This window comes from Nitrincola tapanii, from assembly GCF_008368715.1.
GTDB lineage: Bacteria > Pseudomonadota > Gammaproteobacteria > Pseudomonadales > Balneatricaceae > Nitrincola > Nitrincola tapanii.
Window position 1 is genome coordinate 94034 of record NZ_SMRS01000002.1, and the last position, 24273, is coordinate 118306.

21 protein-coding genes and 5 tRNA genes are annotated in these 24273 nt (G+C 50.2%); 18 read left to right on the plus strand and 8 right to left on the minus strand.

Annotation, left to right across the window (positions count from 1 at the left end):
* Window positions 1-237: 237 nt before the first annotated feature.
* Both E1H14_RS03180 and E1H14_RS03185 read left to right on the plus strand, forming a co-directional pair.
* Window positions 238-1599: a Fic family protein gene (locus tag E1H14_RS03180; protein WP_149390015.1), complete on the plus strand. Its 1362-nt coding sequence runs from the start codon at window positions 238-240 to the stop codon at window positions 1597-1599.
* 203 nt (window positions 1600-1802) lie between these two features.
* Complete coding sequence (locus tag E1H14_RS03185; protein WP_200834016.1) at window positions 1803-2939, plus strand: DUF5610 domain-containing protein; 1137 nt, start codon at window positions 1803-1805, stop codon at window positions 2937-2939.
* A 97-nt stretch (window positions 2940-3036) separates the two neighbouring features.
* Here the strand turns inward: E1H14_RS03185 and E1H14_RS03190 are convergent, their stop codons facing one another.
* Window positions 3037-5289 carry an arginine/lysine/ornithine decarboxylase gene (locus E1H14_RS03190; RefSeq protein WP_149390016.1) on the minus strand — a complete coding sequence of 751 codons (2253 nt, stop codon included), beginning with the start codon at window positions 5287-5289 and terminating at the stop codon, window positions 3037-3039.
* Between the two features lie 287 nt (window positions 5290-5576).
* Between E1H14_RS03190 and E1H14_RS03195 the strand changes: the two genes are divergently transcribed.
* Both E1H14_RS03195 and E1H14_RS03200 read left to right on the plus strand, forming a co-directional pair.
* Window positions 5577-6110: a hypothetical protein gene (locus E1H14_RS03195; RefSeq protein ID WP_149390017.1), complete on the plus strand. Its 534-nt coding sequence runs from the start codon at window positions 5577-5579 to the stop codon at window positions 6108-6110.
* Window positions 6111-6211: 101 nt separating this feature from the next.
* Window positions 6212-8011: a response regulator gene (locus tag E1H14_RS03200; RefSeq protein WP_149390018.1), complete on the plus strand. Its 1800-nt coding sequence runs from the start codon at window positions 6212-6214 to the stop codon at window positions 8009-8011.
* Window positions 8012-8107: 96 nt separating this feature from the next.
* Here E1H14_RS03200 and htpX read toward each other — a convergent pair whose 3' ends face one another.
* From htpX to E1H14_RS03215, 3 genes are all read right to left on the minus strand, one after another.
* On the minus strand, window positions 8108-8998 hold the full coding sequence (htpX, locus tag E1H14_RS03205) for a protease HtpX (RefSeq protein ID WP_149390019.1): 891 nt from the start codon (window positions 8996-8998) through the stop codon (window positions 8108-8110).
* 116 nt (window positions 8999-9114) lie between these two features.
* Window positions 9115-9483, minus strand: a complete 369-nt coding sequence (locus tag E1H14_RS03210; protein WP_149390020.1) for a hypothetical protein — start codon at window positions 9481-9483, stop codon at window positions 9115-9117.
* Between the two features lie 78 nt (window positions 9484-9561).
* Complete coding sequence (locus E1H14_RS03215; RefSeq protein ID WP_149390021.1) at window positions 9562-10776, minus strand: pyridoxal phosphate-dependent aminotransferase; 1215 nt, start codon at window positions 10774-10776, stop codon at window positions 9562-9564.
* Window positions 10777-10921: 145 nt separating this feature from the next.
* Here E1H14_RS03215 and msrB point away from each other — a divergent pair, with 145 nt between their 5' ends.
* Window positions 10922-11323: a peptide-methionine (R)-S-oxide reductase MsrB gene (msrB, locus tag E1H14_RS03220; RefSeq protein WP_149390022.1), complete on the plus strand. Its 402-nt coding sequence runs from the start codon at window positions 10922-10924 to the stop codon at window positions 11321-11323.
* Window positions 11324-11407: 84 nt separating this feature from the next.
* Here the strand turns inward: msrB and E1H14_RS03225 are convergent, their stop codons facing one another.
* Together E1H14_RS03225 and syd are read right to left on the minus strand one after the other, a co-directional pair.
* Window positions 11408-11998, minus strand: coding sequence for a YajG family lipoprotein (locus E1H14_RS03225; protein WP_160142009.1), 591 nt, complete (start codon window positions 11996-11998; stop codon window positions 11408-11410).
* 41 nt (window positions 11999-12039) lie between these two features.
* Window positions 12040-12606 carry a SecY-interacting protein gene (gene syd, locus E1H14_RS03230; protein ID WP_149390024.1) on the minus strand — a complete coding sequence of 189 codons (567 nt, stop codon included), beginning with the start codon at window positions 12604-12606 and terminating at the stop codon, window positions 12040-12042.
* Between the two features lie 242 nt (window positions 12607-12848).
* On the opposite strand from syd, the gene E1H14_RS03235 reads away from it, so the two are divergent.
* The 12 genes from E1H14_RS03235 (at window position 12849) to E1H14_RS03290 (ending at window position 20312) form a co-directional block, all read left to right on the plus strand.
* Window positions 12849-12925 (plus strand) — tRNA-Asp (locus tag E1H14_RS03235).
* A 23-nt stretch (window positions 12926-12948) separates the two neighbouring features.
* Window positions 12949-13024: transfer RNA gene (locus tag E1H14_RS03240), tRNA-Val, on the plus strand.
* Between the two features lie 4 nt (window positions 13025-13028).
* Window positions 13029-13105: transfer RNA gene (locus E1H14_RS03245), tRNA-Asp, on the plus strand.
* Window positions 13106-13162: 57 nt separating this feature from the next.
* Window positions 13163-13238: transfer RNA gene (locus tag E1H14_RS03250), tRNA-Val, on the plus strand.
* Window positions 13239-13255: 17 nt separating this feature from the next.
* Window positions 13256-13332, plus strand: a tRNA-Asp gene (locus E1H14_RS03255).
* A gap of 66 nt (window positions 13333-13398) precedes the next feature.
* A complete protein-coding gene (locus tag E1H14_RS03260; protein ID WP_149390025.1) occupies window positions 13399-14331 on the plus strand; it encodes a 1-aminocyclopropane-1-carboxylate deaminase/D-cysteine desulfhydrase in 933 nt (310 codons plus the stop codon).
* A 31-nt stretch (window positions 14332-14362) separates the two neighbouring features.
* Window positions 14363-15244, plus strand: a complete 882-nt coding sequence (locus E1H14_RS03265) for an NAD(+) kinase (RefSeq protein ID WP_149390026.1) — start codon at window positions 14363-14365, stop codon at window positions 15242-15244.
* 9 nt (window positions 15245-15253) lie between these two features.
* Window positions 15254-16231, plus strand: coding sequence for a metallophosphoesterase (locus tag E1H14_RS03270; protein ID WP_149390027.1), 978 nt, complete (start codon window positions 15254-15256; stop codon window positions 16229-16231).
* A 12-nt stretch (window positions 16232-16243) separates the two neighbouring features.
* A complete protein-coding gene (locus tag E1H14_RS03275) occupies window positions 16244-16864 on the plus strand; it encodes a rhomboid family intramembrane serine protease (RefSeq protein ID WP_149390028.1) in 621 nt (206 codons plus the stop codon).
* 41 nt (window positions 16865-16905) lie between these two features.
* Window positions 16906-17172 carry a YeaC family protein gene (locus E1H14_RS03280; protein ID WP_149390029.1) on the plus strand — a complete coding sequence of 89 codons (267 nt, stop codon included), beginning with the start codon at window positions 16906-16908 and terminating at the stop codon, window positions 17170-17172.
* Window positions 17173-17201: 29 nt separating this feature from the next.
* Entirely contained in the window at window positions 17202-19811 is a 2610-nt protein-coding gene (gene pepN / locus E1H14_RS03285) for an aminopeptidase N (protein WP_149390030.1), read from the plus strand.
* A gap of 114 nt (window positions 19812-19925) precedes the next feature.
* Entirely contained in the window at window positions 19926-20312 is a 387-nt protein-coding gene (locus tag E1H14_RS03290; RefSeq protein ID WP_149390031.1) for a hypothetical protein, read from the plus strand.
* A 59-nt stretch (window positions 20313-20371) separates the two neighbouring features.
* On the opposite strand, the gene E1H14_RS03295 is transcribed toward E1H14_RS03290, so the two are convergent.
* Window positions 20372-21493, minus strand: coding sequence for a sensor domain-containing diguanylate cyclase (locus tag E1H14_RS03295; protein WP_149390032.1), 1122 nt, complete (start codon window positions 21491-21493; stop codon window positions 20372-20374).
* A 123-nt stretch (window positions 21494-21616) separates the two neighbouring features.
* Here E1H14_RS03295 and E1H14_RS03300 point away from each other — a divergent pair, with 123 nt between their 5' ends.
* Window positions 21617-22507 (plus strand): TIGR01777 family oxidoreductase, encoded by an 891-nt coding sequence (locus tag E1H14_RS03300; protein ID WP_149390033.1) that lies wholly within the window; start codon window positions 21617-21619, stop codon window positions 22505-22507.
* On the opposite strand, the gene E1H14_RS03305 is transcribed toward E1H14_RS03300, so the two are convergent.
* Window positions 22497-24254: a BatD family protein gene (locus E1H14_RS03305; RefSeq protein WP_149390034.1), complete on the minus strand. Its 1758-nt coding sequence runs from the start codon at window positions 24252-24254 to the stop codon at window positions 22497-22499. The two genes, E1H14_RS03300 and E1H14_RS03305, sit on opposite strands and share 11 nt — an antisense overlap.
* Window positions 24255-24273 lie beyond the last annotated feature (19 nt).

Genomic DNA, 24273 nt, shown 5'->3' on the forward strand with positions numbered 1-24273 from the left:
GAGGGCTCATGTTGCCAGTGACAAGCTGCTTCATCAACCCGTTTTCTCGGATGCTGATGGCACGTTCTTCAAAGGAAAAAGAAAAAGTAGGTGAGCCCGCTTTGTACGCGTCACTCAGTGACCTTTACCTTATCGGATCTGGTCTGGATCATCTACTAATTATATGAAAATTAGTAGATGGACTGGGGATCTGGGTGTACACTCATCTTAGAAAAGTTAGTACGTGAGGCGAATTGCATGAAAATCCCAGTGTCACCTCCGGCACAAGAGAGGCTCCTCGATATTATCAAAAGCGGTGACGTTGACAAGATCGCGCAGCTTTTCAATAGGTCGATCGGGCCTTGTGATTTTAAAGGGCGTTATTTGCACTGGGATAAGCTCAGACATCTGACTATGCCAGAGGGGTATGATACCGAATTGTACTGGCTTGTAATGAGGGACTCTCGGTCGAGGATTTCGAAAGAACTTCCTTTTCGTGATAAGAGAGGAAATTCGTTTCAGTTTTGTATTCCAGATACTGTGATGAGAGACATACTTTGGATCAGTGAAAATGCCACGGGAGCGATACAGGCCGATAGTAAAATCTCAGATCCAAAAACCAAGCAAACCTATCTTATTAATTCGCTCATAGAAGAAGCTATTAATTCCAGCCAATTAGAGGGCGCGTCTACTACCCGTAGAGTGGCTAAGGAGATGCTTAGAACAGGTAGATCTCCGACAGATCATTCAGAAAAAATGATCCGCAACAACTATAATGCTATGAACTTCATTAGGGAATATAAAGATGAACTGCTCACAAAATCAATGATTTTAGAGCTGCATAGTCTTGTGACTGAGGGTACCCTTGCAGGGGAGGATTCTGAGAAGTCAGGTGTATTTCGTGGTAAGAATGATGATATTGGAGTCTACTCTCATGATGATAAATTGCTCCATACTCCGCCATCGCCAGATGAGCTTGACGATCGGATTCAGATGATATGTGATTTTGTAAATGCTGACTGTGATAAAGAAAGTCAGTTTATACCCCCCGTCATAAAAGCAATTGTTGTGCATTTTATGATAGGTTATGACCATCCTTTTGTTGATGGAAATGGTAGAACCGCTCGTGCACTTTTTTATTGGATTATGGCGAGGGAGGGATACTGGTTGATGGAGTATATTTCCATTTCCAGGGTGATAAAAATGGCACCCGCTCAGTATATGTACGCATATCTTCATACCGAAACGGATGGTAATGATGTTACATATTTTATTATTCATCAGCTTGAAGTTATAAAAAAAGCTATAAGAGATCTTCATAGTTATCTTGCGAATAAAACCGAAGAATATAGATTGGCTGCTAGTTTATTGGAGAAATCAAAGCTAAGTGGTGTTTTAAATCATAGACAGCTTGGTTTGCTGAAAAATGCACTCGATAACCCAGGGCAAGAGTACACGATTAAGTCTCATCAAAATTCGCACGGGGTAGCATATCAAACAGCGCGGACAGACTTGCTTGCTCTGTCTGACGACTTCAAACTATTGAGAAAGTATAAGGTCGCTAAGACAGATGTTTTTGTTGCGCCGCCAAATTTGATTGAAATAATTAAGAACGGATAGGCTCCTCTCCAAGAGGTGTTTCTGTGGGTAAGGGATGCTGGCAGATTGCACTGAATTAATCACAGTGAGCATCTTCTGTTCAAGAGTTCGGCGCTCCAGCCGCTATACTTAAAATCAAATGACCCTTCATGCCCATTTTGTTTTATGGGGTAGTCTGTCAAACACGAGGGGAATGCCGTTCAATCCTGTAGAGGAGTCGTGCTGTGATTAGTATCAAACCACCCTTGGCCACCCAACCAAAACCGGTGGAGACTCAAAGTCATGCGCCGGGTCAAAAAATGACGAATGCCTATGGGCGTGAGCTGACGACTCTGGAAACGCGCATTTTGGAAACCGTGGCAAAACAGATACCGGGCATGTCAGTCGAAGGCTTGCGTAAGCTGGATGCAAACGAGTACACGCCTGAAAAAGTCGCGGATCGCATCAGTGGATTTGTGGCGCAGGGGTTAGAGTTAGCGCGTGCCCGCGGAGAATCAGAAGAGAAGATTCAACAGCTCTATGAGCGTGCGATGAAAGGGGTTGAGCAGGGCTTCAAAGAAGCTAAAGAGATCCTGTCCGGCCTGGGTGTGTTGAATGGCAGAATCGCTGAGGATGTGGAAAGAACAGAACGCTTGACCTTTGATGCTTTGGCACAACTGGATCCTCGTCAGCAGCAAGTCAAGGCTCTAGAGTCTATGGCCGTCGCACAGCGTTATGAGCGGGCTGAGAGTTTTGAGTTAAATCTCACCACGCGTGAAGGGGATCAAGTCAAAATCCGTTTCGCCAGCCAGCAAGCCTTTCAAGCCAGTGCAGCGATGGTGCGTGATGGCCAGGGCAACCAGGCGACGGTTTTAGATATCAGTCGATCCGAGCGTTCCGGTTTTATGTTCAGCGTAGAAGGGAATTTAAATGCGGATGAGCTGGACGCGATTCAAACCCTGGTCAGAGATATCAGCCAGTTGGCGGATGAGTTTTTTAACGGTGATGTACAAAAAGCTTTTGAGCAGGCGCAGGATCTGCGTATGGATGGCAGCCAGCTCGCGTCTATGAATCTGACGATGACTCGCAGTGAAAGCTTCTCCAAAGTCCAAGCCTATCAAACAACGGAACAGCAAACTCAGGCAGAGGATAAACCGGGTCGCCGCCTTGGTCAGCTGATGCAAGCCTTGGCCGCAGAGTTGAATCAATCGATGCTTGATTTTATCCGCGAGCCTAAAGCCTTGGGTCGAGATCTTATGCAAGCTTTGGTAGAGCAAGACACTCGCTTTAAACTCAGCGGCACTGAAGAGCAAACCCGTCTGCGTGAAAACCTAGGACGCTTATTGCAAACCTTGGATCAGCCTCGGGCCAACCCGGAGTGAAAATTGGCTCAGTTGAGCAAGCATAAAACAGAAAAAGGGATCATAACGATCCCTTTTTGATATAACCCAGGCGGCCACAGAAGCAGATACGAGGGGTTTAATCCTTCACAACGTCAACAAAATACGCATCCTGGCCATTCACCTTCTCACGGACAAGTCCATGCACATCGGTTTCAAAACCTGGGAAGAGCGCATTAAAGTCGCGTGCAAATTTCAGGTAACGCACGATGGTGCTGTTGAAGCGCTCACCCGGTACCAGCAGCGGAATGCCGGGCGGGTAGGGCGTAACGAGCATCGCGGTGACCCGTCCTTCCAGTTCATCGATTGAAACACGCTCAACATCACGATGCGCCATGCGTGCCCAGGCATCAGCAGGTGTCATCGCCGGTTCGATGTTGGAGAGATACATCTCAGTGGTCACACGCGCGACATCATATTCTTTATAGACGTTGTGAATCTGATTACACAGATCACGTAGACCGATGCGCTCATATGCCGGATGTTTCTTGGCAAACTCTGGCATCACACGCCACATCGGCTGGTTATGATCGTAATCATCCTTAAACTGCTGCAGCTCGGTCACCATCGAGTTCCAGCGGCCTTTGGTGATGCCGATGGTAAACATAATAAAGAAGGAATAGAGCCCAGTTTTTTCGATGATGATGCCATGTTCAGCCAGATATTTGCTGACGATGGCCGCAGGAATCCCCTGCTCATCAAACTCACCGGCTAGGTTCAAACCTGGGGTGATGATGGTGGCTTTAATCGGATCAAGCATGTTGAAGCCCGATTCAATCTGGCCAAATCCATGCCATTTGTCCTCTGCGTGAATCACCCAATCATCACGATCACCGATACCCTCGTCGGTCAGATAATCCGGCCCCCACACACGGAACCACCAATCACTACCAAACTCTTCATCCACCTTGCGCATGGCACGACGGAAATCCAAGGCTTCGAGAATAGACTCTTCAACCAGGGCATGGCCTCCAGGTGGCTCCATCATCGCGGCCGCGACATCACAGGAGGCAATAATCGCGTACTGTGGGCTGGTAGAGGAGTGCATTAAGTAGGACTCATTAAAGCGATGCGTGTCGAGTTTACGCGAATTGGCATCCTGCACCAGAATCTGAGAAGCCTGAGACAAGCCCGCCAAAAGCTTATGTGTGGACTGGGTCGCAAAAACCAGGGTGTTTTCAGAGCGTGGACGGTTGGCGCCGATCGCGTGCATATTGTGATAAAACTCATGGAAAGAGGCGTGTGGCAGCCAAGCTTCATCAAAATGCAGGGTGTCGATTTCATCACCGAGCATCTCTTTAATCGTTTCCACGTTATAGAGAACGCCATCATAGGTGCTCTGAGTGATGGTCAGAATACGCGGTTTCTTGTTTTTCGCTTCACGCGCGAAGGGGTTTTGCTCGATCTTACGGCGAATGGTTTCTGGATCAAACTCACTCTTAGGAATCGGTCCAATAATGCCGTAATGGTTGCGAGTCGGCATTAAAAAGACGGGAATGGCGCCGGTCATGATGATTGAGTGGAGAACGGATTTATGACAGTTGCGATCCACTACGACGATATCGCCCGGTGCGACCGTAGAGTGCCAGACCACCTTGTTGGAGGTTGAGGTACCATTGGTGACAAAAAACAGATGATCAGCATTAAAAATACGTGCCGCGTTATCTTCACTGGCGGATACCGGGCCGGTATGGTCCAGCAGCTGACCCAGTTCATCCACTGCGTTACAAACATCGGCACGCAGCATGTTTTCACCAAAGAACTGGTGGAACATCTGGCCGACTGGGCTCTTCAAAAAAGCCACCCCGCCTGAGTGTCCAGGGCAGTGCCAGGAGTAGGAGCTGTCACTGGCATAATCCATCAAAGCTTGAAAAAAAGGAGGAGCCAGGCTGTCGAGGTACTTACGCGCTTCACGAATGATGTGGCGTGCGACAAACTCAGGCGTATCTTCAAACATATGAATGAAGCCGTGGAGCTCACGCAGAATGTCATTGGGGATATGACGTGAGGTGCGCGTTTCACCATACAAGAAAATGGGAATATCCGCGTTACGCTTGCGGACTTCATGGATAAAGTCACGTACAGCTGACAGTGCCGTATTGATCTCTACATCTGTGATGGCATCAAACTCTTCATCATCGATGGAAAGAATAAAACAGGATGCGCGGCTGGCTTGTTGAGCAAAGGAGGTTAAGTCCCCATAGCTGGTAAAGCCCACGATCTCCATCCCTTCGTTACGGATGGCTTCGGCCAGGTCACGAATACCGGAACCTGAGATGTTTTCAGAACGGAAATCTTCGTCGATGATGACGACTGGAAAACGAAATTTCATCAATACAGCCTGTCGTTGGGGGGTTAGCGTTACATTGTCTGACGCAAAGATGACAATTGTATTTCTGCTTCAGGTTCTGATACCGCAAAAGTATCTGAGTGCTTAAACAGAGTTTTCTATTGTAGGGGATCGTTGTCAGGGCAGCTAGCCGCTGGGCCAAAACTTATCAGGCTTTAAATTGATGAACCCAGAAACTGATGGATCTATGGGCTTAATGCGTGTTGGGATTGCATAAAGTCCGTATTTTGCGTATAAACAGAAATTTCAGAAAAAGGTAAAGTAAAGCGATGCGATTCTTATTTAGTGGTCTCCCTCTTCCTTGGCGTCGTCTAGGATGGGTCGCCTGTTTATTGGCGGTGAGTTTCAGCACCCATGCACAGGAGCTGCCTCAACCAGAAGGCTCGGTGATCTTGACGGTGTCAGGCTTGATTGAGCGTAGCAATACTCCAAGCGGTGAAGCGGAGTTTGATCGAGCCATGCTCGAGTCTTTGGCTCAAGTGGCTACCCAGACCCAAACCCCCTGGGCAGAAGGGGTGAATCTGTATGAAGGGCCCCTTATTCGTGCTGTGGCGGACGCGGTTGGAGCCAACGGTCAAACGCTGGTGATTACGGCATTAAACGACTACAGCGCCGAAATGCCTGTGTCAGATCTGTATGAGTTTGATGTGATTTTGGCGTTAAAAATGAACCAAGCCTACATGCGTGTGCGCGACAAAGGCCCCTTATTTGTGATCTATCCATTTGATCAGAATCCAGTATTGAAATCGGAGCTGTACTACAATCGTTCTGTCTGGCAGATTAAAGCCATTGAGTTTAAATAACCTCGGAGAAGTTGAGGTCTGTGGACAGCACGTCGAATTCTAAGCTTCCATCCTATCGATTGAGCAGCATTTGGATCTTGCCCTTATTAGCAGGGCTTTTTTTGAGTGTTGCTCTATTACTTTTGTTCGCTTTGCATGATCGTCAACAGCAAGTTCAGGATGCGGCGCGTGATGATGCTTTGTGGGCGGCTTATCAGCTGGATCGTGAAAATCTCAAGTTGTATGGGCATCTGAGCCAGTATGCCTTAAATCCAGAGAGCATGGATTGGGATCAGGTCGTTCTGCGCTTCGAGATCTTGCACAGTCGTCTTAATATCTTGCGCAAAGGTCAAATTGCGCTGTTGTTTGAAGACTTAGAAGATGCCAATGTCCTTTCACAAGCGGCGATCGGTGTCATCGAGCGCATGGATGAGTATTTTCTCGATGCGGAAGGTTTAAGTCTCAGTGAAGTTCAATCTCTACTGCGTTTATCTCAATCTCTACAGGGGATATCGGAACGTATGGTGACGGGGATGAAGGGCGTGAGTGCACGGCATATTACCCAAGCTCGCGCCTCACAAATGCAGCTTTACAGCTACCTAGGCATGATGGTAGTGCTGTTAACCCTCACCATGAGCATGATCATTTTATTGTTGATTCGTAAAATGCGTGATGTGCATCGTGCGCATCGGCAGTCGGAACGTCTAACAACACAATTGCAATTGGCGGTGGCTCGGGCGGAGGCGGCCAGTCGTTCTAAGTCTGAGTTCTTGGCGACCATGAGCCATGAGATTCGTACCCCCATGAACGGGGTATTGGGTATGACGGATCTGTTGCTGGCCACACCCTTGACCCAGGAGCAGGAACATTACGCACACACCTTGCATCACAGTGCCAGTGCATTATTAACCCTGTTAAACGACATTCTGGATATCTCTAAGCTCGAAGCGGGGCGCTTTCAATTAGAAGAGGTGGCCTTTCCTTTGGCGCCCCTAGTCAAGCAGGTCGCCGATCTTTTTGCTTCGCGACTGACGTCTCAAGCGGTGGACTTTAAATTGGAGTTGTCGGATCAGTTGGCACCCATATATCAGGGTGATCCCGGTCGTTTGCGCCAGATCCTATTGAACCTTGTCGGGAATGCCGTGAAATTTACCGAATCGGGTTACATTCGTTTATCGGTTGCACCCTATGCGGATGAACAAAGCCAGGGCATCTATTTCGAAATTGAAGACACGGGCGTAGGCATTCCTTATGAAGCACAAGCACGTCTGTTTAGTACCTTTACTCAGGCGGATGCCTCGACCTCTCGCCGCTATGGTGGTTCAGGCTTAGGTTTGGCCATCTGTAAGCGCATTGTTGAGCAGATGCGAGGCGAGATAGGATTCTTCAGTACGCCAGAGGTGGGTAGCCGCTTCTTTTTTAAATTGCCATTGGAAGCCGTCTTGGCGGCTGAACCTGAGTCGTCATTCAGCACGCCTCTAGCGGCGCAAACGCCGATGACTGAACACAAGATCGCAGAAGCGTTTAGCTTAAGCGAACCAGAAACTCCTGAAGCTCGTGTCTTACGTATTCTTGTGGTGGAGGACAATCGGGTTAATCAACAGGTTGCCCTTGGTCTATTGCGTAAACTGGGTCATGAGGCTGACGTCGCCAACGATGGTCTAGAGGGGCTGGAGAAGCTCAAGAGCCAAACCTATGATCTGGTGCTGATGGATATGCAGATGCCGAATATGGATGGTCTAGAGGCCACTCGTGCCTTACGGAAATTGCCGGGCAATATCGCGCAGATTCCGGTCATCGCCCTTACCGCAAATGCCATGGCGGAAGATCGTGAAGCCTGTTTGGCGGCAGGTATGAATGACTTCTTAGCCAAACCTGTGCGGAAGGAGGCATTAGAAGCATCGCTCTCCAAGTACCTTTAAATCTGAAAGTGGTGCTAAGCATCTAGATTAAAGCGGCTGGCAAGAAAAAGGAGGCCGAAGCCTCCCTGAATTAAATTTAATGCTTAGGATTTAAGCTTAACGTCCAAAGCGCTGTAAAGCAGCGATGCGGTCATCCAGCGGCGGGTGAGTGGAGAACAACTCCATCAAACCCTGTTTCAGATGGCTGTTAATACCAAAAGCCATCAGCTGATCGGGCATCTGATCAGGAATGCCTTGCTCAGCTTTCAGTCGCTGCAGGGCGGCGATCATCGCTGCAGGGCTGGCCAGAAGCGCACCGGCTTCATCGGCACGGTATTCACGCTTGCGTGAGAACCAAGACACGATGATCGAGGCCAGGATGCCAAAGATAATCTCAAATACAAAGACTGTGATGAAGTAGCCGATGCCGTGTCCGCCTTGGCTTTCGCCGCGTTTCAGGAAGCTATCCACGGCATAAGCGGCGATGCGCGCGAAGAACATCACAAAAGTGTTCACCACACCCTGAATCAGCGCCAGGGTGACCATGTCACCGTTGGCAACATGGCCGATTTCATGCGCCAGAACCGCTTTAATCTCTTCTGGACGAAAACGCTGCATCAAGCCTGCGCTGACGGCGACTAAGGCATCGTTTTTGTTCCATCCAGTGGCAAAAGCATTCGATTGCTGGGCAGGGAAGATGCCGACTTCCGGCATCTTGATGCCAGCCTTCTGCGACAGTTCCGCAACTGTTTCCAATAACCAACGTTCTTCAGCGGTACGTGGCTGTTGAATGATCTGGGTTTTGGTGGCCATCTTTGCCATAAATTTCGACATAAAGAGCGAAATAAAAGAGCCGGCAAAACCGAACACCGCACAGAAGATCAGCAGGGACTGTAGATTAAGTCCGGTGCCAGACAGGTAGTGATCAACGCCTAGAACACTCAGGGTGATACTGGCAATCAGAATCACCGCCAAGTTGGTGGCGAGAAAGAGCAATATTCTCATGATGATGGGTCTTCTCTGGTTAAGTTTAAAAGGTTAAAAATTTTGTACCCTTAGATTAGGGCGCATCCAGAAAGTTTCAAGACCCATCGTGCAGTTAGGTAGCAGGGAAAGTGAGCGGATCAGAGGTTTGCAACCTGAGACTCGATCACACTGCGCAGCTCCTGATAGGGTTCTACATTCTCTGGACGGAAGAACAGCTTGTAATACTGGCGCTCGGCCATGCGCCCCTTGCGGCCATTCTTATCTTCGGTGTAGAGCGCGTAGAGATAGCTCATCTGCAGATGTACGACCGCTGTATGCATTGGCAGCTCAAGGGTATGGCCTTCAAGGTCGATCTGCTTTTTAGTTTCTTTGAGCGTGTAAAAAGAAGCCTCAGCGACTTGATCGAGATTGATGAGGAAGTTGGAGGTCACGGGCACGATGTGGCGTTTATCAACGCCATTGTGCTGCATGTAGATGCCTTGGTTTTTCTTGATTTTGATGAACATGATACTAAGTCCCGAGATTAAGGCTGGTGGACTTTAGTATAAGGCAGATGCATGACATCTGCCTTACATCCAACACAATTATTGTTCGTAAGTGCGTAAAAAAGTAGCAATACGATCAATAGCTTCAGCCAGCATATCGGTGGCAGGCAGGAAAACAAGACGGAAGTGTTGAGTGTCCATCATGTTAAAGCCTGTGCCCTGCACAACCAGTACCTTCTGTTGTTGCAAAAGGTCGAGTGCAAAGCGCTCATCGTTGTGGATCGGATAACGCTCAGGATCGAGTTTCGGGAAGAGATAGAGTGCTCCCTGCGGTGGCACACAGCTGACTCCAGGGATTGCGTTGAGCATATCACACGCCATTTTAGCTTGATCGTACAAGCGACCACCCGGAACGATCAGTTCATTGATACTCTGATATCCGCCCAAGGCGGTTTGAATTGCATGCTGAGCCGGCACGTTGGCACATAAACGCATGCTCGCCAGCATGTCCAGGCCCTCGATGTAGTCGCGTGCCCGATGTTTCGGACCGCTGACAATCATCCAGCCAGAACGAAAGCCTGCAGCACGATAGGCTTTAGATAGGCCGTTAAAGGTCAGGCAGAGCACATCATCCGCTAGGGAGGCGAGCGAAACGTGTTCGATTTCACCGTACAAGATCTTGTCATAGATCTCATCGGCAAACACGATCAGAGAATGCTCACGTGCCAGTTCGATAATCTGCTTGAGCAACGCCTCTGGATAGACTGCGCCGGTCGGGTTATTAGGGTTAATCACCACGATCCCGCGGGTATGCTCGGTGATTTTGCTACGAATATCTTCGATATCTGGAAACCAGTTGTTTTCTTCATCGCAGCGATAATGCACCGGTGTGCCGCCAGATAGGCTCACGGCAGCCGTCCACAGTGGATAATCGGGCGAGGGGATCAGCATCTCATCGTTGTCATTCAGCAGTCCCTGCATCGCCATCACGATCAGTTCAGAGACGCCGTTGCCGATATAGATATCTTCAATCGTGACATTACGAATCGACTTGCGTTGGCACTCTTGCATGACTGCCTTGCGTGCCGAGAAAACGCCTTTAGAATCACAATAGCCTTGAGATTCAGGGAGATTATAAATTACGTCCTGAACGATCTCTTCGGGCGCATTAAATCCCCAGGGTGCGGGGTTGCCGATATTGAGTTTGAGAATGCGATGGCCTTCATCCTCAAGTCGTTTGGCTTCCTGCATAACAGGGCCACGAATGTCGTAACAGACGTTAATCAATTTGTTCGATTTGCGGATTACGGGCATGATTCAGATCCTAGGCTCCGACAAGCCAAAGCAAGCGTAAATTAGGGGCAATATCATACGCTTTGACAGGTTAAATTCAATGACTCTAGGCGGCTGTTACCGCTGAAGTGAATGAAATCAGATTGAAAACAGAGTGAGGGGTAAGATGCGTAGCAAAATTCAACGATCCGATCAGGAGTGGCAAGCGCTCCTCAGCCCAGAAGCCTTTTATGTTTGCCGTTTGAAAGGCACCGAACGTCCATTTTCGGGTGAATTTGAACAGCATTGGCAAGAGGGGATCTATCACTGTGTGGCCTGTGAAACCCCCTTGTTCAGTTCGCTCACAAAGTTTGATGCCGGTTGTGGTTGGCCGAGTTTTTATGCACCTATCGCGGAAGAGGTGATCGAAGAGTATTTAGATCGTTCACATGGCATGGTGCGAACGGAAGTGACTTGTGCCGTCTGTGATGCGCATTTAGGGCATGTATTTCCAGATGGACCAGAACCAACCGGTTTACGTTACTGCATCAACTCAGTCTCTTTGAGTTTTACGCCTAAATCTGCCTAATTAGCGTATTGAGATGCAAAAAGGCCTGCTCGATTTCAAAGCAGGCCTTGCACAACACACTCAGGCTCAACAAGTCTGTGGAGGTTAAAGCGCCCCTTCGATCAAAAAGCGGGTGAAGTTAGGATCGTTGAACGCTTGTGTGAGTACATCGGAAGCCAGCTCATTCATAAACTCACGGCTCTTCTGTTCAGAAGGCGTGCGTAATACCTCTTCGCGTTTTTCCGCTTCAAAGGTGCCGTTGTACTGGCGACGACCATCACTCGCTTGCATGCGAATCTTCATCACCCCAATCAACTCGCGACGTATGCCGTCACTGCGATGGTTATAGTGAATCTGTTCCAGTGTCAGGGTTAAGCGTGTTGGAGCCATGTTGTCTGAAGCGTTCACGCCCATACGATTCAAGGTGTTGATCGCGGCACGACGTATCTCACCACTGATATTATCCGTCACTGAAACCATGGTTTCGTTACCGACCCGATCGGCAATGGTGCCGATCTTCAGTTGGCGATGAGGATACTGCACTTCAACATTCAGCGGTACGGATTTAGGTAAGCGCGGAACGGAAGTGACTTCAGGCTGTAAAGTGACCCGCTGCGGCAGAGGCCCCGCACAACCAGACAGCATCCAGCTGAGGGAGATCAGTAGAGAGATGAGCAATAAACGGGAAGTGCGCACGCAGTGTTCCTCCATACTTAGGCTTGAAACCCAGGCTCCCCTTAAAGGGCCAGGGGGGTTAAATCTCGAATAAAGTCAGCTAAAGAGTCGGCCAGTCGATAGTGGGGCGCTTTGCCGGGTTTTTCTAGCCAGATGCTGCCGTCGTCATTGTTCAGGCTGATCACCAGGTCATCGTCTGGTTGTGCGATGGCCACAAACCAAGTCAATGGCAAACGGCGTCGTTGTTTGTCTAAGGCATGACCGATCAAGTTCCCACGCAGGCGTTCCAGATCTTCTTCATTCCAGACCTGCAGCAAGAGCAGTTCACCATCTGGCGCTTGCGCTGGCAAGGGATCTGACCAATAGCGTGAATAAAAAGTGATTAAATCGGGATGCAGCTCCACTTCAAGTGCTTGCGCTAAACGTGCAAACATGTCCTCACCGGGTCTGCGCTCCTCATCCTGACGCACAGGTTGCCAAGTTAAGAGATCACCCGGCTGTCCCGTTTGTCGATAGCAGGGGCTAGGCCATGCGCTTTCAAATTCGGCAGAGGGGAAGCCCTGTTCCTGACAAAGCGTTAAGAAATCAGTGACAAAGTCATCTAAAGCCTGGGTCAGTAAGTGTGCCATCGTCTAGGATAGATCCTTTCAGCGAAGCTAGGTGAACAGCTCAATGATTCGTTTAAAGAGGCGCTACTCTAACGAGAGTGAAGGGTGGCCTCAAGATGAACTCAACGTGCTTGATCATAAATTAATCGATTTAAAAAAAGTTTAAATTTTTTTTGGTTAAGGGTTTGACACGGATCTAAATATCATTAGAATGCGCACCTCGTTGAGACACACTTTTACAGCGCGACTCAACGGGGACACTTGGAGCGGTAGTTCAGTTGGTTAGAATACCTGCCTGTCACGCAGGGGGTCGCGGGTTCGAGTCCCGTCCGTTCCGCCAAGTGTTGCAAAGCGTTACGTTATGGGCGAATAGCTCAGTTGGGAGAGCGTCTGCCTTACAAGCAGAGGGTCGGGGGTTCGAACCCCTCTTCGCCCACCATAACGGAGTGGTAGTTCAGTTGGTTAGAATACCTGCCTGTCACGCAGGGGGTCGCGGGTTCGAGTCCCGTCCATTCCGCCACGCTTTGAAACGCACAGCTTAAGTGTACTGGCCATAGGCCAAGTTTTGTTAGATTATGGGCGAATAGCTCAGTTGGGAGAGCGTCTGCCTTACAAGCAGAGGGTCGGGGGTTCGAACCCCTCTTCGCCCACCATAATCTGACGACCTTTCGGAGCGGTAGTTCAGTTGGTTAGAATACCTGCCTGTCACGCAGGGGGTCGCGGGTTCGAGTCCCGTCCGTTCCGCCATTAATATCCTCGTTTTATCTCATCAGTCAGATCCAATCCCTAGCTTATCTGTCTTCGGCATTCTCTATGCAATCTGATTCCGTCTATCTACAGCGACTTTCCTGGCCTGTTTGGCAAAAGCATGGAATTACAGTCGATGTCTTGCGTTTGGATCGATTGGATGAACTGATCAGTGGCAATAAAGCATTTAAACTACAGCCTTGGTCGCCCCCGAATACCCCTCAGCGTCCGCTCCTAAGCTTTGGTGGCGCTTGGTCGAATCATTTGCATGCCTTAGCTGCAGCCGGTCAGCGCTGGGGGGTATCCACTTGGGGCATTGTCCGTGGCGAACCGCCTGCTACAGCGCACGCAGCCATCCAAGATCTAGAGCGGATGGGCATGCAACTCATGTTCATCGATCGTGAAACCTACCGTCGCCGTGAAGAGCCTGCTTTTCGATTGAGTTTACAGGCTCAGATTGGGGAGTTTGAGTTAATTCCTGAAGGGGGAAATTGCCCCGCCTCAATTCTGGCTTGTCAGCAGATCTGGTCATTCATCCCAGATCAAGAAAAATGGGATGTGTTAGTGTGTGCGATGGGCACCGGTGCTACCTTGGCAGGCTTAATCTCAGGAAGAGGATCGCGTAAGACCCAGCTTCTGGGGATCTCCAGTCTAAAAATATCCACACCTGAGCTGGAAGTGATGGTTCGCCTAGCCCTCGCACGCGCGGGTCAGTCGGATCCAGGCGGTTGGCAGGTGCAGCCTTCGACTCTGCGTTATGGTGCCTTGAACGGACATCTTGCCTCTCTGTTTCAGCGCAGTGAAGCCTTAGGTTTACCTCTTGACCCCATCTATACCCTGAGAGCGCTTGATGGCTTGTTGCATCGCGTGCTCGCGGGTGAGCTACCTGTCGGTTCGAAAGTCTTGTTGTTGCATACGGGTGGCCTACAAGGCGTTCGTGGTCAGCGTGCACGAATCGAGTGTTTAAGTCCTGCCTTTCAAGGCCCTATGCCTTTATAATGCCTGCGGACTCTAACAAGATGGTAGCGCTATGGATCACTTTCGCAATATCGGTCTGATTGGTCGTTTAGGCAGCAAAGCGGTAATTGATACCCTGAAGCAGTTAATGAAGTTCCTCGATGATCGTGGATTAAATGTGATCCTAGATCAGAAAATTGCCGAGGTGATGCCCGGTCATGGCCGGCAAACCTGCAAGCAGAAAATGATGGGTGAGATCTGTGATCTAGCGATAGTGGTCGGTGGAGATGGCAGCTTGCTCGGTGCCGCCCGCTCATTGGCCATGAGTAACATCCCTGTCCTAGGGGTGAATCGTGGCAACTTAGGTTTCCTCACCGATATCTCTCCTCAGGATATCGAAGAGCGTGTCGGCGAAGTGCTGGATGGCCAATACAGCGTTGATACCCGCTTTTTACTGGATGTCAGTATTCGTCGCAAAGGCGAGTCTGTGGGTGAGTTGGTCGCGCTGAACGACTGTGTGCTCCATCCCGGTAAAGCCACCCGTATGATTCAATTTGAGCTGTATATCGAAGGGCAGTTTGTTTACACCCAGCGTTCAGATGGTTTGATTGTGTCGACGCCCACGGGCTCAACGGCTTACGCTTTATCAGCGGGTGGGCCGATCATGCATCCGAAGCTGGATGCCTTGGTTTTGGTGCCGATGTTCCCGCACACCCTGTCCAGTCGCCCGATTGTCGTGAATGGCAACAGTGAGTTGAAGTTAGTGATTAGCGAGGAAAACTCCACCTATCCCACCATCTCTTGTGATGGTCAAACCGATTTCAGTCTCACGCCGGGTGATGTGATTACCATACGTAAGAAATCGCACAAACTGCGCTTACTCCACCCAAGAGACTACAATTTCTATGAAACCTGCCGCGAGAAACTGGGCTGGAGTTCGAAACCGGGGCAATAGGAGAGAGTTGTGACAGAGCGAGTGGTATCCGGTTACGACTTGATCGGGGATGTACATGGCTGTGCCCTCAGCCTCAAGATTCTTTTAAGTCGGCTGGGTTATGTGCAAAAAAACGGGATTTATCAACACCCCGAACGCCAAGCAATTTTTATCGGTGATCTGGTCGACCGCGGGCCGCATATTCGTGAAGCCCTGCATCTTGTGCACGATATGGTGAGTGCAGGGCATGCGCAAATTGTGATGGGCAATCACGAATATAATTACCTTTGTTATCAAACCCCGGCCCCCAGTGGTTTTGCCCAGCCTTATCTACGCAGCCATACCCCAAGACATCGACGTATTCTGGAAGAGACGCTACAGCAGCTTGCTAACTATCCAGATGATCAGCGTGATTTCCTCAATTGGTTCCAAGAGATGCCGCTCTATTTAGAGTTAGAGCATTTTCGTGCGGTGCATGCCTGCTGGCATCAGGAATATATCGATCGTTTTACCGAATTAAATGGCGGCAATCGTATGACGCGCGGTTTCCTCTTCCGCTCAGCGGTTGAAGACTCCTTGGAGTGGACGATCATGGATCGCCTTCTGCGCGGCACCCATCTGCGCTTACCCAATAACGAAGTGATGATCAGTCGCGACGGTTTTGAGCGCCACTATTTTCGCACTAAATTCTGGGTAAGAGATCCCTATTATCTGGTGGATGTGGTGTTTCAGCCCGATCCTTTGCCGCCACATCTGGCACGTTTGCCGCTGACCCGTGAGCAAAGAGCCGATCTGATCTGTTACCGTGAGGATCAAAAACCTTTGTTTATCGGTCACTACTGGTGCCAAGGTGAACCTGAACCCTTAGCGGCGAATATTGCCTGTCTGGATTACAGTGCCGTGAAATATGGCAAGCTGGTGGCTTATCGAATGGATCAGGAAACCCGGATTCAAAAAGATAAATTTGTTTGGGTCGATGTCGCGCGTGAAGTGATTTTTTCAGATTAAGCGGAGCGGTGCATGCGCTGGCAAACACACTGGTTAAGTCTGTCTCTCATTCTCAGCGGGTTGTTCGTCAGCCTTTTAATTGGCTGGGGTGATCAGCGTGAAATGATGGCGCAGCTGTCCTTCACCGAATTTCAACAGGAAGGGCAACGTTTACTCTATCGCTCAGCCAGCAGCCTTTGGGAGCAGCATCAGTACTGGCGCTTATTAACCCCTACCTTTATGCACTTTAGCGAGATGCATCTGGTGTTTAATGCGCTGTGGATCTGGGTACTGGGTTCACGTATCGAGCTGAAACAGGGCACTTGGGTTTTTTTTAGCTTATTTTTGTTCAGCGCGATTAGCTCCAACTGGGCGCAGTTCAGCGTCAGTGGTCCACTTTTTGGTGGCTTATCAGGGGTAGTCTATGCCCTTCTAGGCTACACCTGGTTATGGGATAAATTGCAAAAGCGTGCCGTCTTTGATTTACCTCCAGCGCTGATGGGATTTATGCTGATCTGGTTGGCGCTGGGGTACACCGATCTACTGCAGACGATAGGTTTGGGCGCGGTGGCGAATACCGCACACCTGATCGGCTTGATCGCAGGATTGATTTTTGCGTTTCTCGGGCATCGGATCCTCCGTCTCTTTGCGTAATGACGACGTGATGGCAAATTTGGAATTAAGAGGACTCAAACATGACTTTTGAAGAGATGATCGATTCCATGACTTATGAGGTCTATGAATCGATGAAGCGTGCAATTGAATTGGGCAAGTGGGCGAATGGCCAGAAATTAACCCCCGCCCAGCGTGAACAGAGCATGCAGGCGGTGATCGCTTTTGAGCATCGCCGTAATGTGCCGGAAGCGCAGCGGGTAGGGTTTATTGATCGTACGCGTCCCGATGGTGAGCAGCACGGTTGTGATCCTCTACAACCACAGGTCTTAAAAATTCTGAACAGTTAATCGAGACAAGGCGCGGGGAAAGCGGATTTATGTCACAAAAACCGGTGATCTACTTAAAAGACTATCAGGCTCCGGCCTACCAGATACTGACCACAGATCTACGTTTTGAACTGAACACTGAAGAGACTCTGGTGACCAGTCATTTAAGGATTGTCCGCGCAGAAGGGGCCGATACCCAAGCACCTCTGCAGTTGCATGGCCATGAATCGGTCGAACTTATCTCCTTAACGCTGGATGGCCAACCGCTTGCGGCGCAGCAGTGGCAGCGTGAAGGGGAGTTGCTGAGCCTACAAGCGCTGCCGGCGGAATTTGAACTCATTTGTGTGACACGCATTCATCCTGCGCAAAACACCGCTCTTGAGGGGCTCTATCTATCGGACGGTATCTACGCCACTCAGTGTGAAGCAGAAGGGTTTCGGCGTATTACCTTCTTCCCGGATCGTCCTGATGTCATGTCGGTCTTTACCACCACCTTGATTGCCGATCAGAGCCAATACCCCATTCTACTCAGCAACGGTAATCCGATTGCTCAGGGTGAGTTGGAAGGCGGACGGCACTGGGTCACTTGGCAAGATCCGCATCCTAAACCCGCCTATCTGTTTGCCCTAGTGGCGGGTAACCTAAGTAAATTTGAAGATCATTTCACCACCGTCTCCGGGCGTAAGGTGTTATTGCAGATTTATGCAGAGGCCAAGGATCTCGATAAACTGGCATACGCCATGGATTCGCTCAAGCGTGCAATGCAGTGGGATGAAGAGGTCTATGGTCGCGAATACGATCTCGATATCTACATGATCGTCGCGGTTGACTTCTTTAACATGGGCGCAATGGAAAACAAAGGCTTGAATATCTTCAACACAGCCTGTGTCCTGGCACATCCACGTACCACGACCGATGCGGCTTTCCAGCGCGTCGAATCTGTCGTGGCCCATGAATATTTTCATAACTGGTCCGGCAATCGAGTCACCTGCCGCGATTGGTTCCAGCTAAGTTTAAAAGAGGGCTTTACGGTTTTCCGCGATCAGTGCTTCTCGGCGGATATGCATTCCGAAACCCTCAAACGTGTCGAAGAGGTGAGCATGCTGCGTACCGCGCAGTTTGCGGAGGATGCTGGGCCGATGGCGCATCCAGTTCGCCCTGAATCCTTCATCGAAATTTCTAACTTCTACACGCTCACCGTCTATGAAAAAGGTGCCGAGGTCGTGCGTATGCTGCACACCTTGCTCGGACCTGAACTCTTCCGTCAGGGCACCGATCTCTATTTTGCACGCCATGATGGTCAAGCCGTCACCACCGATGATTTTGTGCAGGCCATGGCCGATGTGTCCGGTCGTGATCTGAGCCAGTTCAAACGCTGGTACAGCCAAGCCGGGACACCGCGTCTGCAGGTGCGTGATGAGTATGATGCCGCGCAACAGATCTACCGTTTGCGGCTCAAACAGAGCTGCCCTGCGACACCGGAAGCGGCTGAAAAATTGCCTTTCCATATGCCGGTGAAAATCAGTCTGTTGGATGACGAAGGTGCTTTAATTCCCGGTACTCAGCAGGTGTTAGAGCTGACGGCTGCCGAGCAGGTGTTTGAGTTCACCCAGATTCAAGCGCAGCCTTTGCCATCCCTGCTGCAAGGTTTCTCCGCCCCGGTGAAGCTGGATTATCCCTATACCGATGCGCAACTGGCCTTCTTATCCAAGCATGACAACGATGGCTTCAACCGTTGGGAGGCCGGACAGCAGTTGGCTGTGCGCTTGTTGCAACGGCTGATTGCCGATTATCAAGCCGGCAAGCCGTTCAGCCTAGAGGCACGTTTAGTTGAGGTCTGGTCGAGTATCCTTGAGGATGAACAGATAGATCCGGCGATGAAATCTCTGTTGCTCACGCTCCCTAGCGAAGCCTATCTGAGCGAACTGGCTGAGGTCATTGACCCGGATGCGATTCACCAAGCGCGCCGTTTCCTGCGTCAGGCTCTGGCGCAGGCGCTGGAAGCGCAATGGTTGAATCTCTGGACAGCGATGGACTCCGAAGCGGCATATCAACCTACACGTGAAGAGATTGCACGGCGCAGCCTGAAAAATACCTGCTTGGGCTATTTGATGACGCTGGATAACGCGGCCTATTTAGCCTTGGCAGAATCTCAGTTCAATGCCGCCGATAATATGACGGAGCAGCAAGCGGCTCTGATGGCCGTTGCGCACTCGAACTTTAGTGATTCGGCAGCCGCCCTGTTAGATGAGTTTTTCCATCAATGGCAGCATGAGTCGCTGGTGATGAATCAGTGGCTAGGCATCCAAGCGTCTGATCCTAAGCCGGGCGCCTTGGCGCGTGTCGAACTCTTGCGTCAGCACCCGATCTACGATGCCCGCAATCCGAACAAACTGCGTGCGGTCATCGGCACCTTCTGCCAACAGAACCCAGTCAACTTCCATGCGTTGGATGGCCAGGGCTATGCTTTTCTGGCGGATCGTATTCTGGAGTTGGATCGTCAGAACCCTCAGATCGCTTCACGTTTATTGACACCCCTAACACGCTGGCGCAAATATGATGCTCAGCGACAGCAGCTGATGCAGGCACAGTTACAGCGTATTCTTCAGGAACCCAACCTATCAGGAGATGTCTACGAGGTGGCGAGTAAGAGTGTGTAAGTGAGTACCTGGAGACTGTGAGTTAGTCAAAGGTTGTAGCTCACAGACTCGATCCCTTTCCCGGGCTTCGATATACTCCATGTATAATTAATAACGATATTTGGGATGAACAGAATGGAAAGATTTCTCCAAGCCGATGATAAGTTTGATATCCAGCAGAATTTTCGTCGTGCACTGAAATGTAATGAACAGCTGACAACAGCCAAAGATGCGGTGAAGGATGCTAAAGCCAGCCGTGTCTGGATTGTCGCTCTGGTCATCATGGTGTTTGCGATGGGTTCAGACTTCTTCCTGGGTGCCTCAGCCGCCCTTTTCGCCCACTATTTTTACCGCATTATCCGTGCCTGGTACGCCGCCAGTCGTGCGGAAGAGTTATTGGAAGACAACGAGCGCTGGTTTGCGAGCAAGGGTTTAAAGCTGGAAGGTAAAGTACTCTACGCCAGCCAAGACACACAGTTACAGCAGCCATTAGATCCCTTTAACGATCAGGACTATCGTTAAGTTTAAGTGGCTTGAATTTAAGTGTCCTAAGTTTAAGGGGCCATCAAGGTGGTAAGTGGTTAACCGATCACCTGCAACCTTGGTGGCAAAGCTTGGAAATGGGTCTGATTACGACCCTGGTGCTTGCTCACATACAATGCCTGATCGGCATTCTGCAATAAAGTTTCAATCAACTCTGATAATTCAAACTCGTCCACTCTACGAGCTTCGCAAAGCGTGAAACCAAAAGAGGCTGTAATGCGCAGAGGATGGTTCTGATGAGTATGGAAGGGCTCAGACTCAATGCGCTGGCGAAGGCCTTCGACCACTCGTAACGCTTCCTCAAAGCCACATCCCGGCAATAGGATGGCAAACTCCTCACCGCCAAAACGTGCCAGCGTATCGGTACTGCGCAATGAATCCTGTAGCAAGCGTGCAACCGCGCGTAGAATCTTATCGCCGGTCAGGTGCCCATGCTGATCATTGACCTGTTTAAAATGATCTATGTCCACCAAAACACAGATCAAGTTTTCATCTGTGCGTTGGCAACGCTTAATCTCGCGTATCAACTGGGTGTTAAATGCACGTCGATTCAACACCCGTGTCAGCGCATCGGTATTCGAGTGTTTATGCAAAATCTCGCGGCTAATACATTGCTCCAGTGCTAAGGACACCACAGCCGCTAAATGTGAAATATAGTCATAGCGTAATACCTGGGTGTAACGCTCCGGTTCACGACTCCCGAGCGCCAAACAGCCGATTAAGCACTCCTCTCGCATAAGAGGCAAGAGTGCGCAGGAGGCAATATCGGTTTGGTTGGGAAAACAAAATTGGCTGAAATAACCATCCGGCTCACCACAAAAAAGCGCTTGATTGGGAAAGAGGCGAGGCAGCCATAAGGGTTGTTTGAGCAGTTGCAAAGCACGGGTAGCTTGATAGTTTGGACAGCTGTCTAGACACTCCTGCGCCATCTCCTCAGGGTCCAGCAAAATGAGATTTACGGCACAGAGTTGAAACTGATCGCGAAACTCAGAGGTCAGGTATTCCACCAGCTTAGCTAAACTCGTGCAGGAGAGAATGCGCAGTTGCGCATTAAAGAGCGCTTGTAATAACTGCTCATTATCAGCCGCCTTGTGCTGCATAATATTGAGCAAGCGGTGAAGATGGCGGTTTTCCTCACGCAATCGCTTAATTTCACTCATTGGCAGTCCTTTCCAGCCCAGCACATAAAAAGCGGAAGAAGTTAGGCAAAGCGAATCAGAATAAATCTGCAGAATTCATCTGAACGTACTAGTGTATATAAAAAAACCTAGGGAGAGAATCCGATGCAAGTACTGATCAGTGGTGGTACAGGCTTCATAGGAAAAAGGCTACAAGCTGCACTGTTGGCGCGTGGTGATCAAGTGGTTATTTGGAGCCGAACGTCGCAGAAAAACGCCCCAGGCGTGCAGTATGTCACAGATCTGGCACAAATCGATCAAACTAATCAAAGCATCGATGCTGTGGTCAACCTGGCCGGTGCCCCCATTGTCGATAAACGCTGGTCGGATGCGCGTAAAGCTTTGCTGCGCGACAGTCGTATCCAAACCACACGGCAACTGGTGCAGTGGATGGCTGCGTCAGCAACGCGTCCGAGTGTCTTGGTCAGTGGCTCAGCGATTGGCTACTACGGTAGCCAAGGTGATGAGGTCTTAGATGAAAAAGCCAGTGTTGCACCAGGTTTCACGCATCAACTCTGTGCCGATTGGGAAAGAGAGGCTGAAGCGGCCACAGAATTAGGTATCAGGGTTTGCCAGATACGCACGGGTGTGGTGCTTGGCCCGAAAGGGGGCGCACTGGCGAAAATGTTGCCGCCTTTTCGTTTGGGTTTAGGGGGGGCGATCGGGACAGGTCAGCAATGGATGTCCTGGATACATCTGGAAGATGAAGTGGCGGCCATCCTCTGGTTAATTGATCACCCTGAGTTATCGGGTGCCTTTAACCTGACCGCACCGAACCCCGCCCGCAATGCTGAGTTTGCGAAAGCGCTTGGGCGCAGTTTAAAACTTCCTGCCTGTTTACCCATGCCGGCTTGGGTGATGAAACTCATGCTTGGAGAAGCCAGCGAACTCCTATTAGAAGGGCAGAGAGTTGTGCCGCAAAAACTGCTAGATGCTGGCTTTCGCTTTCGTTACCCCGAGCTGGATCAGGCCTTAAACGCAGCGGTTAACGGCTAAGCGCCAATTGGCGGCGTTTGCGTAGAGTTTGGATTGCTTGTAACAGTAAATCTCCCTGCCAAACGCCCTCATGCGGATGTAGTAAGTGATGCTCCAAATCGAGAATCAAAAAGTTCAAGGTTTGGTTGCGTGCCACCTCATAAATGGCATCCAGGCCTTGAATGGCATGATCGGGCCAAAAACTGCGTGACCAACTCACCAAAGCGCTACGTGCGGCCTGCATATCATTACGCTCACAACTGGCCGCCAGGATTTGAAAGGCGAGGGCTTCATCCGCAATCTGTGCTGGCGACTGTGTTGATGAGTGTGTCGATGAGTGTGGCGCTGAAGGTTTTTCGGCACTCATCGGCTTGGCATTAGGCGCCTGTTGCAGAGCCATTGCCTCTGCCCACTCCACCGCAGAGGCGTTCGGATGATCTGGTTTTTCCGGTTTCGGCACGGATCTGAAAGCCAACCTCCAACCTCTGCGTTGCAAAGCCCAGGAACCGAAGGCCAACAGTAATAAAGCTGCGCCACCCAGAAGGCTGATCCAAGCAAGAGGCCAAGGCGTGTTCGCCTCGATCGTGCTGACAGGAGCGGCCATGAGTGGCTCGGGTAGGGCGATTTCCAACTCAGAATGGGGGGTGCTTAACACCCGCCCTTGCTCTGCTTGCGTGTCCCACCAATACAGATCCACACCCGGATGCTCATACAGCCCAGAAGCCTGAGGTTCGATCAACCACAGCTCCTGTAACCAGGTCGTGACACCTTGTGCCGAAGTGTGTTCTTCAAGATCACGGCTCAGTAAGCGGTAATGCGAATAGTGCGCGGCATCCAGTAACTGCTCGGGCAAACGCTCAGAAGTCAGCCCCTGGGCGATTAAATGCAAGTGCCGGATGAGGCGTGGTTGACTCTCATCCTCTAGGCTGCGGGTTTGATCACTTAGTAGCAGATCATTTGCTGGAAGCCAAAAACCTTGGCTGGAAACGTGTGCTTCCGGCATGACTTCAAGGACTAGATTATCCGCCAACAACTCCAGCTGATCAGCATTCTGAGGGCCTGGAATCCGCACGCCAGGCGCTTCAACCCCAACAAACCCAACCTCATCAGGGAATAAAGCATAGGTCAGCTCGGTCACATAAAAAGCTTGGCGATTGATATCGATTAACGCTTGTCGCGGCTCGCCCAGCGTGCGCACCTGGCCAAATTCCAGGTAAGGTGGAATAAATTCGGTTGATTCCGGTAAAGGGTCGCGGTGATAAATGGAAAAGGTTAAAAGTGCCTGAGCATTGCGATACACCTTCATCTTATCAAGCGAAGTCATCACGAAAGAATCGGCATCCGCCAGAATGGAGCGTGGTACTTCATTATCCAACACCCGCACACTCAAACTATTCGTGGTTTGGCCTAAGTATTCAATCGGCGCGAGTGTGATTAGCCCTGCTTGGCGTGGTTGCAGTTTAAATTGCCAGCGTGTTTGTACGGAGCGGCCCTGAGTCGTGTGGCGTGTCAGCAAAGAGCGTTGCGGCGAGCTGATGAGAAAGCTGTCTTGCCAAGAAGACAAATCCGGTGGCTCCGACAAACTGCCGGGCGCTAAAAAAGAGGCGACCAATCGATCATTCACGCCTAAACGAGAGGTGTCGAGATTCAGTTGCAAGCTACTGTGTAATTCAGCTTGAGCGGGCATGAAAAAGCCCGCACTCAGGCCCGAGCCAAGGCTCAAAGCTAATGAGAAAAAGGCCCAGCGCAGCGGGTTGAACCTGGCCATCTTCAGACTCCAACAGTCA

Bases quoted from the DNA above. Each gene is read 5' to 3' on its own strand.
- E1H14_RS03275 (WP_149390028.1), top strand. From the start codon at position 16,244: ATGCGCTGGCAAACACACTGGTTAAGTCTGTCTCTCATTCTCAGCGGG.
- E1H14_RS03215 (WP_149390021.1), bottom strand. From the start codon at position 10,776: ATGCCCGTAATCCGCAAATCGAACAAATTGATTAACGTCTGTTACGAC.
- E1H14_RS03280 (WP_149390029.1), top strand. From the start codon at position 16,906: ATGACTTTTGAAGAGATGATCGATTCCATGACTTATGAGGTCTATGAA.
- syd (WP_149390024.1), bottom strand. From the start codon at position 12,606: ATGGCACACTTACTGACCCAGGCTTTAGATGACTTTGTCACTGATTTC.
- E1H14_RS03260 (WP_149390025.1), top strand. From the start codon at position 13,399: ATGCAATCTGATTCCGTCTATCTACAGCGACTTTCCTGGCCTGTTTGG.
- E1H14_RS03195 (WP_149390017.1), top strand. From the start codon at position 5,577: ATGCGATTCTTATTTAGTGGTCTCCCTCTTCCTTGGCGTCGTCTAGGA.
- pepN (WP_149390030.1), top strand. From the start codon at position 17,202: ATGTCACAAAAACCGGTGATCTACTTAAAAGACTATCAGGCTCCGGCC.
- E1H14_RS03295 (WP_149390032.1), bottom strand. From the start codon at position 21,493: ATGAGTGAAATTAAGCGATTGCGTGAGGAAAACCGCCATCTTCACCGC.
- msrB (WP_149390022.1), top strand. From the start codon at position 10,922: ATGCGTAGCAAAATTCAACGATCCGATCAGGAGTGGCAAGCGCTCCTC.
- E1H14_RS03190 (WP_149390016.1), bottom strand. From the start codon at position 5,289: ATGAAATTTCGTTTTCCAGTCGTCATCATCGACGAAGATTTCCGTTCT.
- E1H14_RS03305 (WP_149390034.1), bottom strand. From the start codon at position 24,254: ATGGCCAGGTTCAACCCGCTGCGCTGGGCCTTTTTCTCATTAGCTTTG.
- E1H14_RS03265 (WP_149390026.1), top strand. From the start codon at position 14,363: ATGGATCACTTTCGCAATATCGGTCTGATTGGTCGTTTAGGCAGCAAA.
- E1H14_RS03180 (WP_149390015.1), top strand. From the start codon at position 238: ATGAAAATCCCAGTGTCACCTCCGGCACAAGAGAGGCTCCTCGATATT.
- E1H14_RS03290 (WP_149390031.1), top strand. From the start codon at position 19,926: ATGGAAAGATTTCTCCAAGCCGATGATAAGTTTGATATCCAGCAGAAT.
- E1H14_RS03210 (WP_149390020.1), bottom strand. From the start codon at position 9,483: ATGTTCATCAAAATCAAGAAAAACCAAGGCATCTACATGCAGCACAAT.
- E1H14_RS03300 (WP_149390033.1), top strand. From the start codon at position 21,617: ATGCAAGTACTGATCAGTGGTGGTACAGGCTTCATAGGAAAAAGGCTA.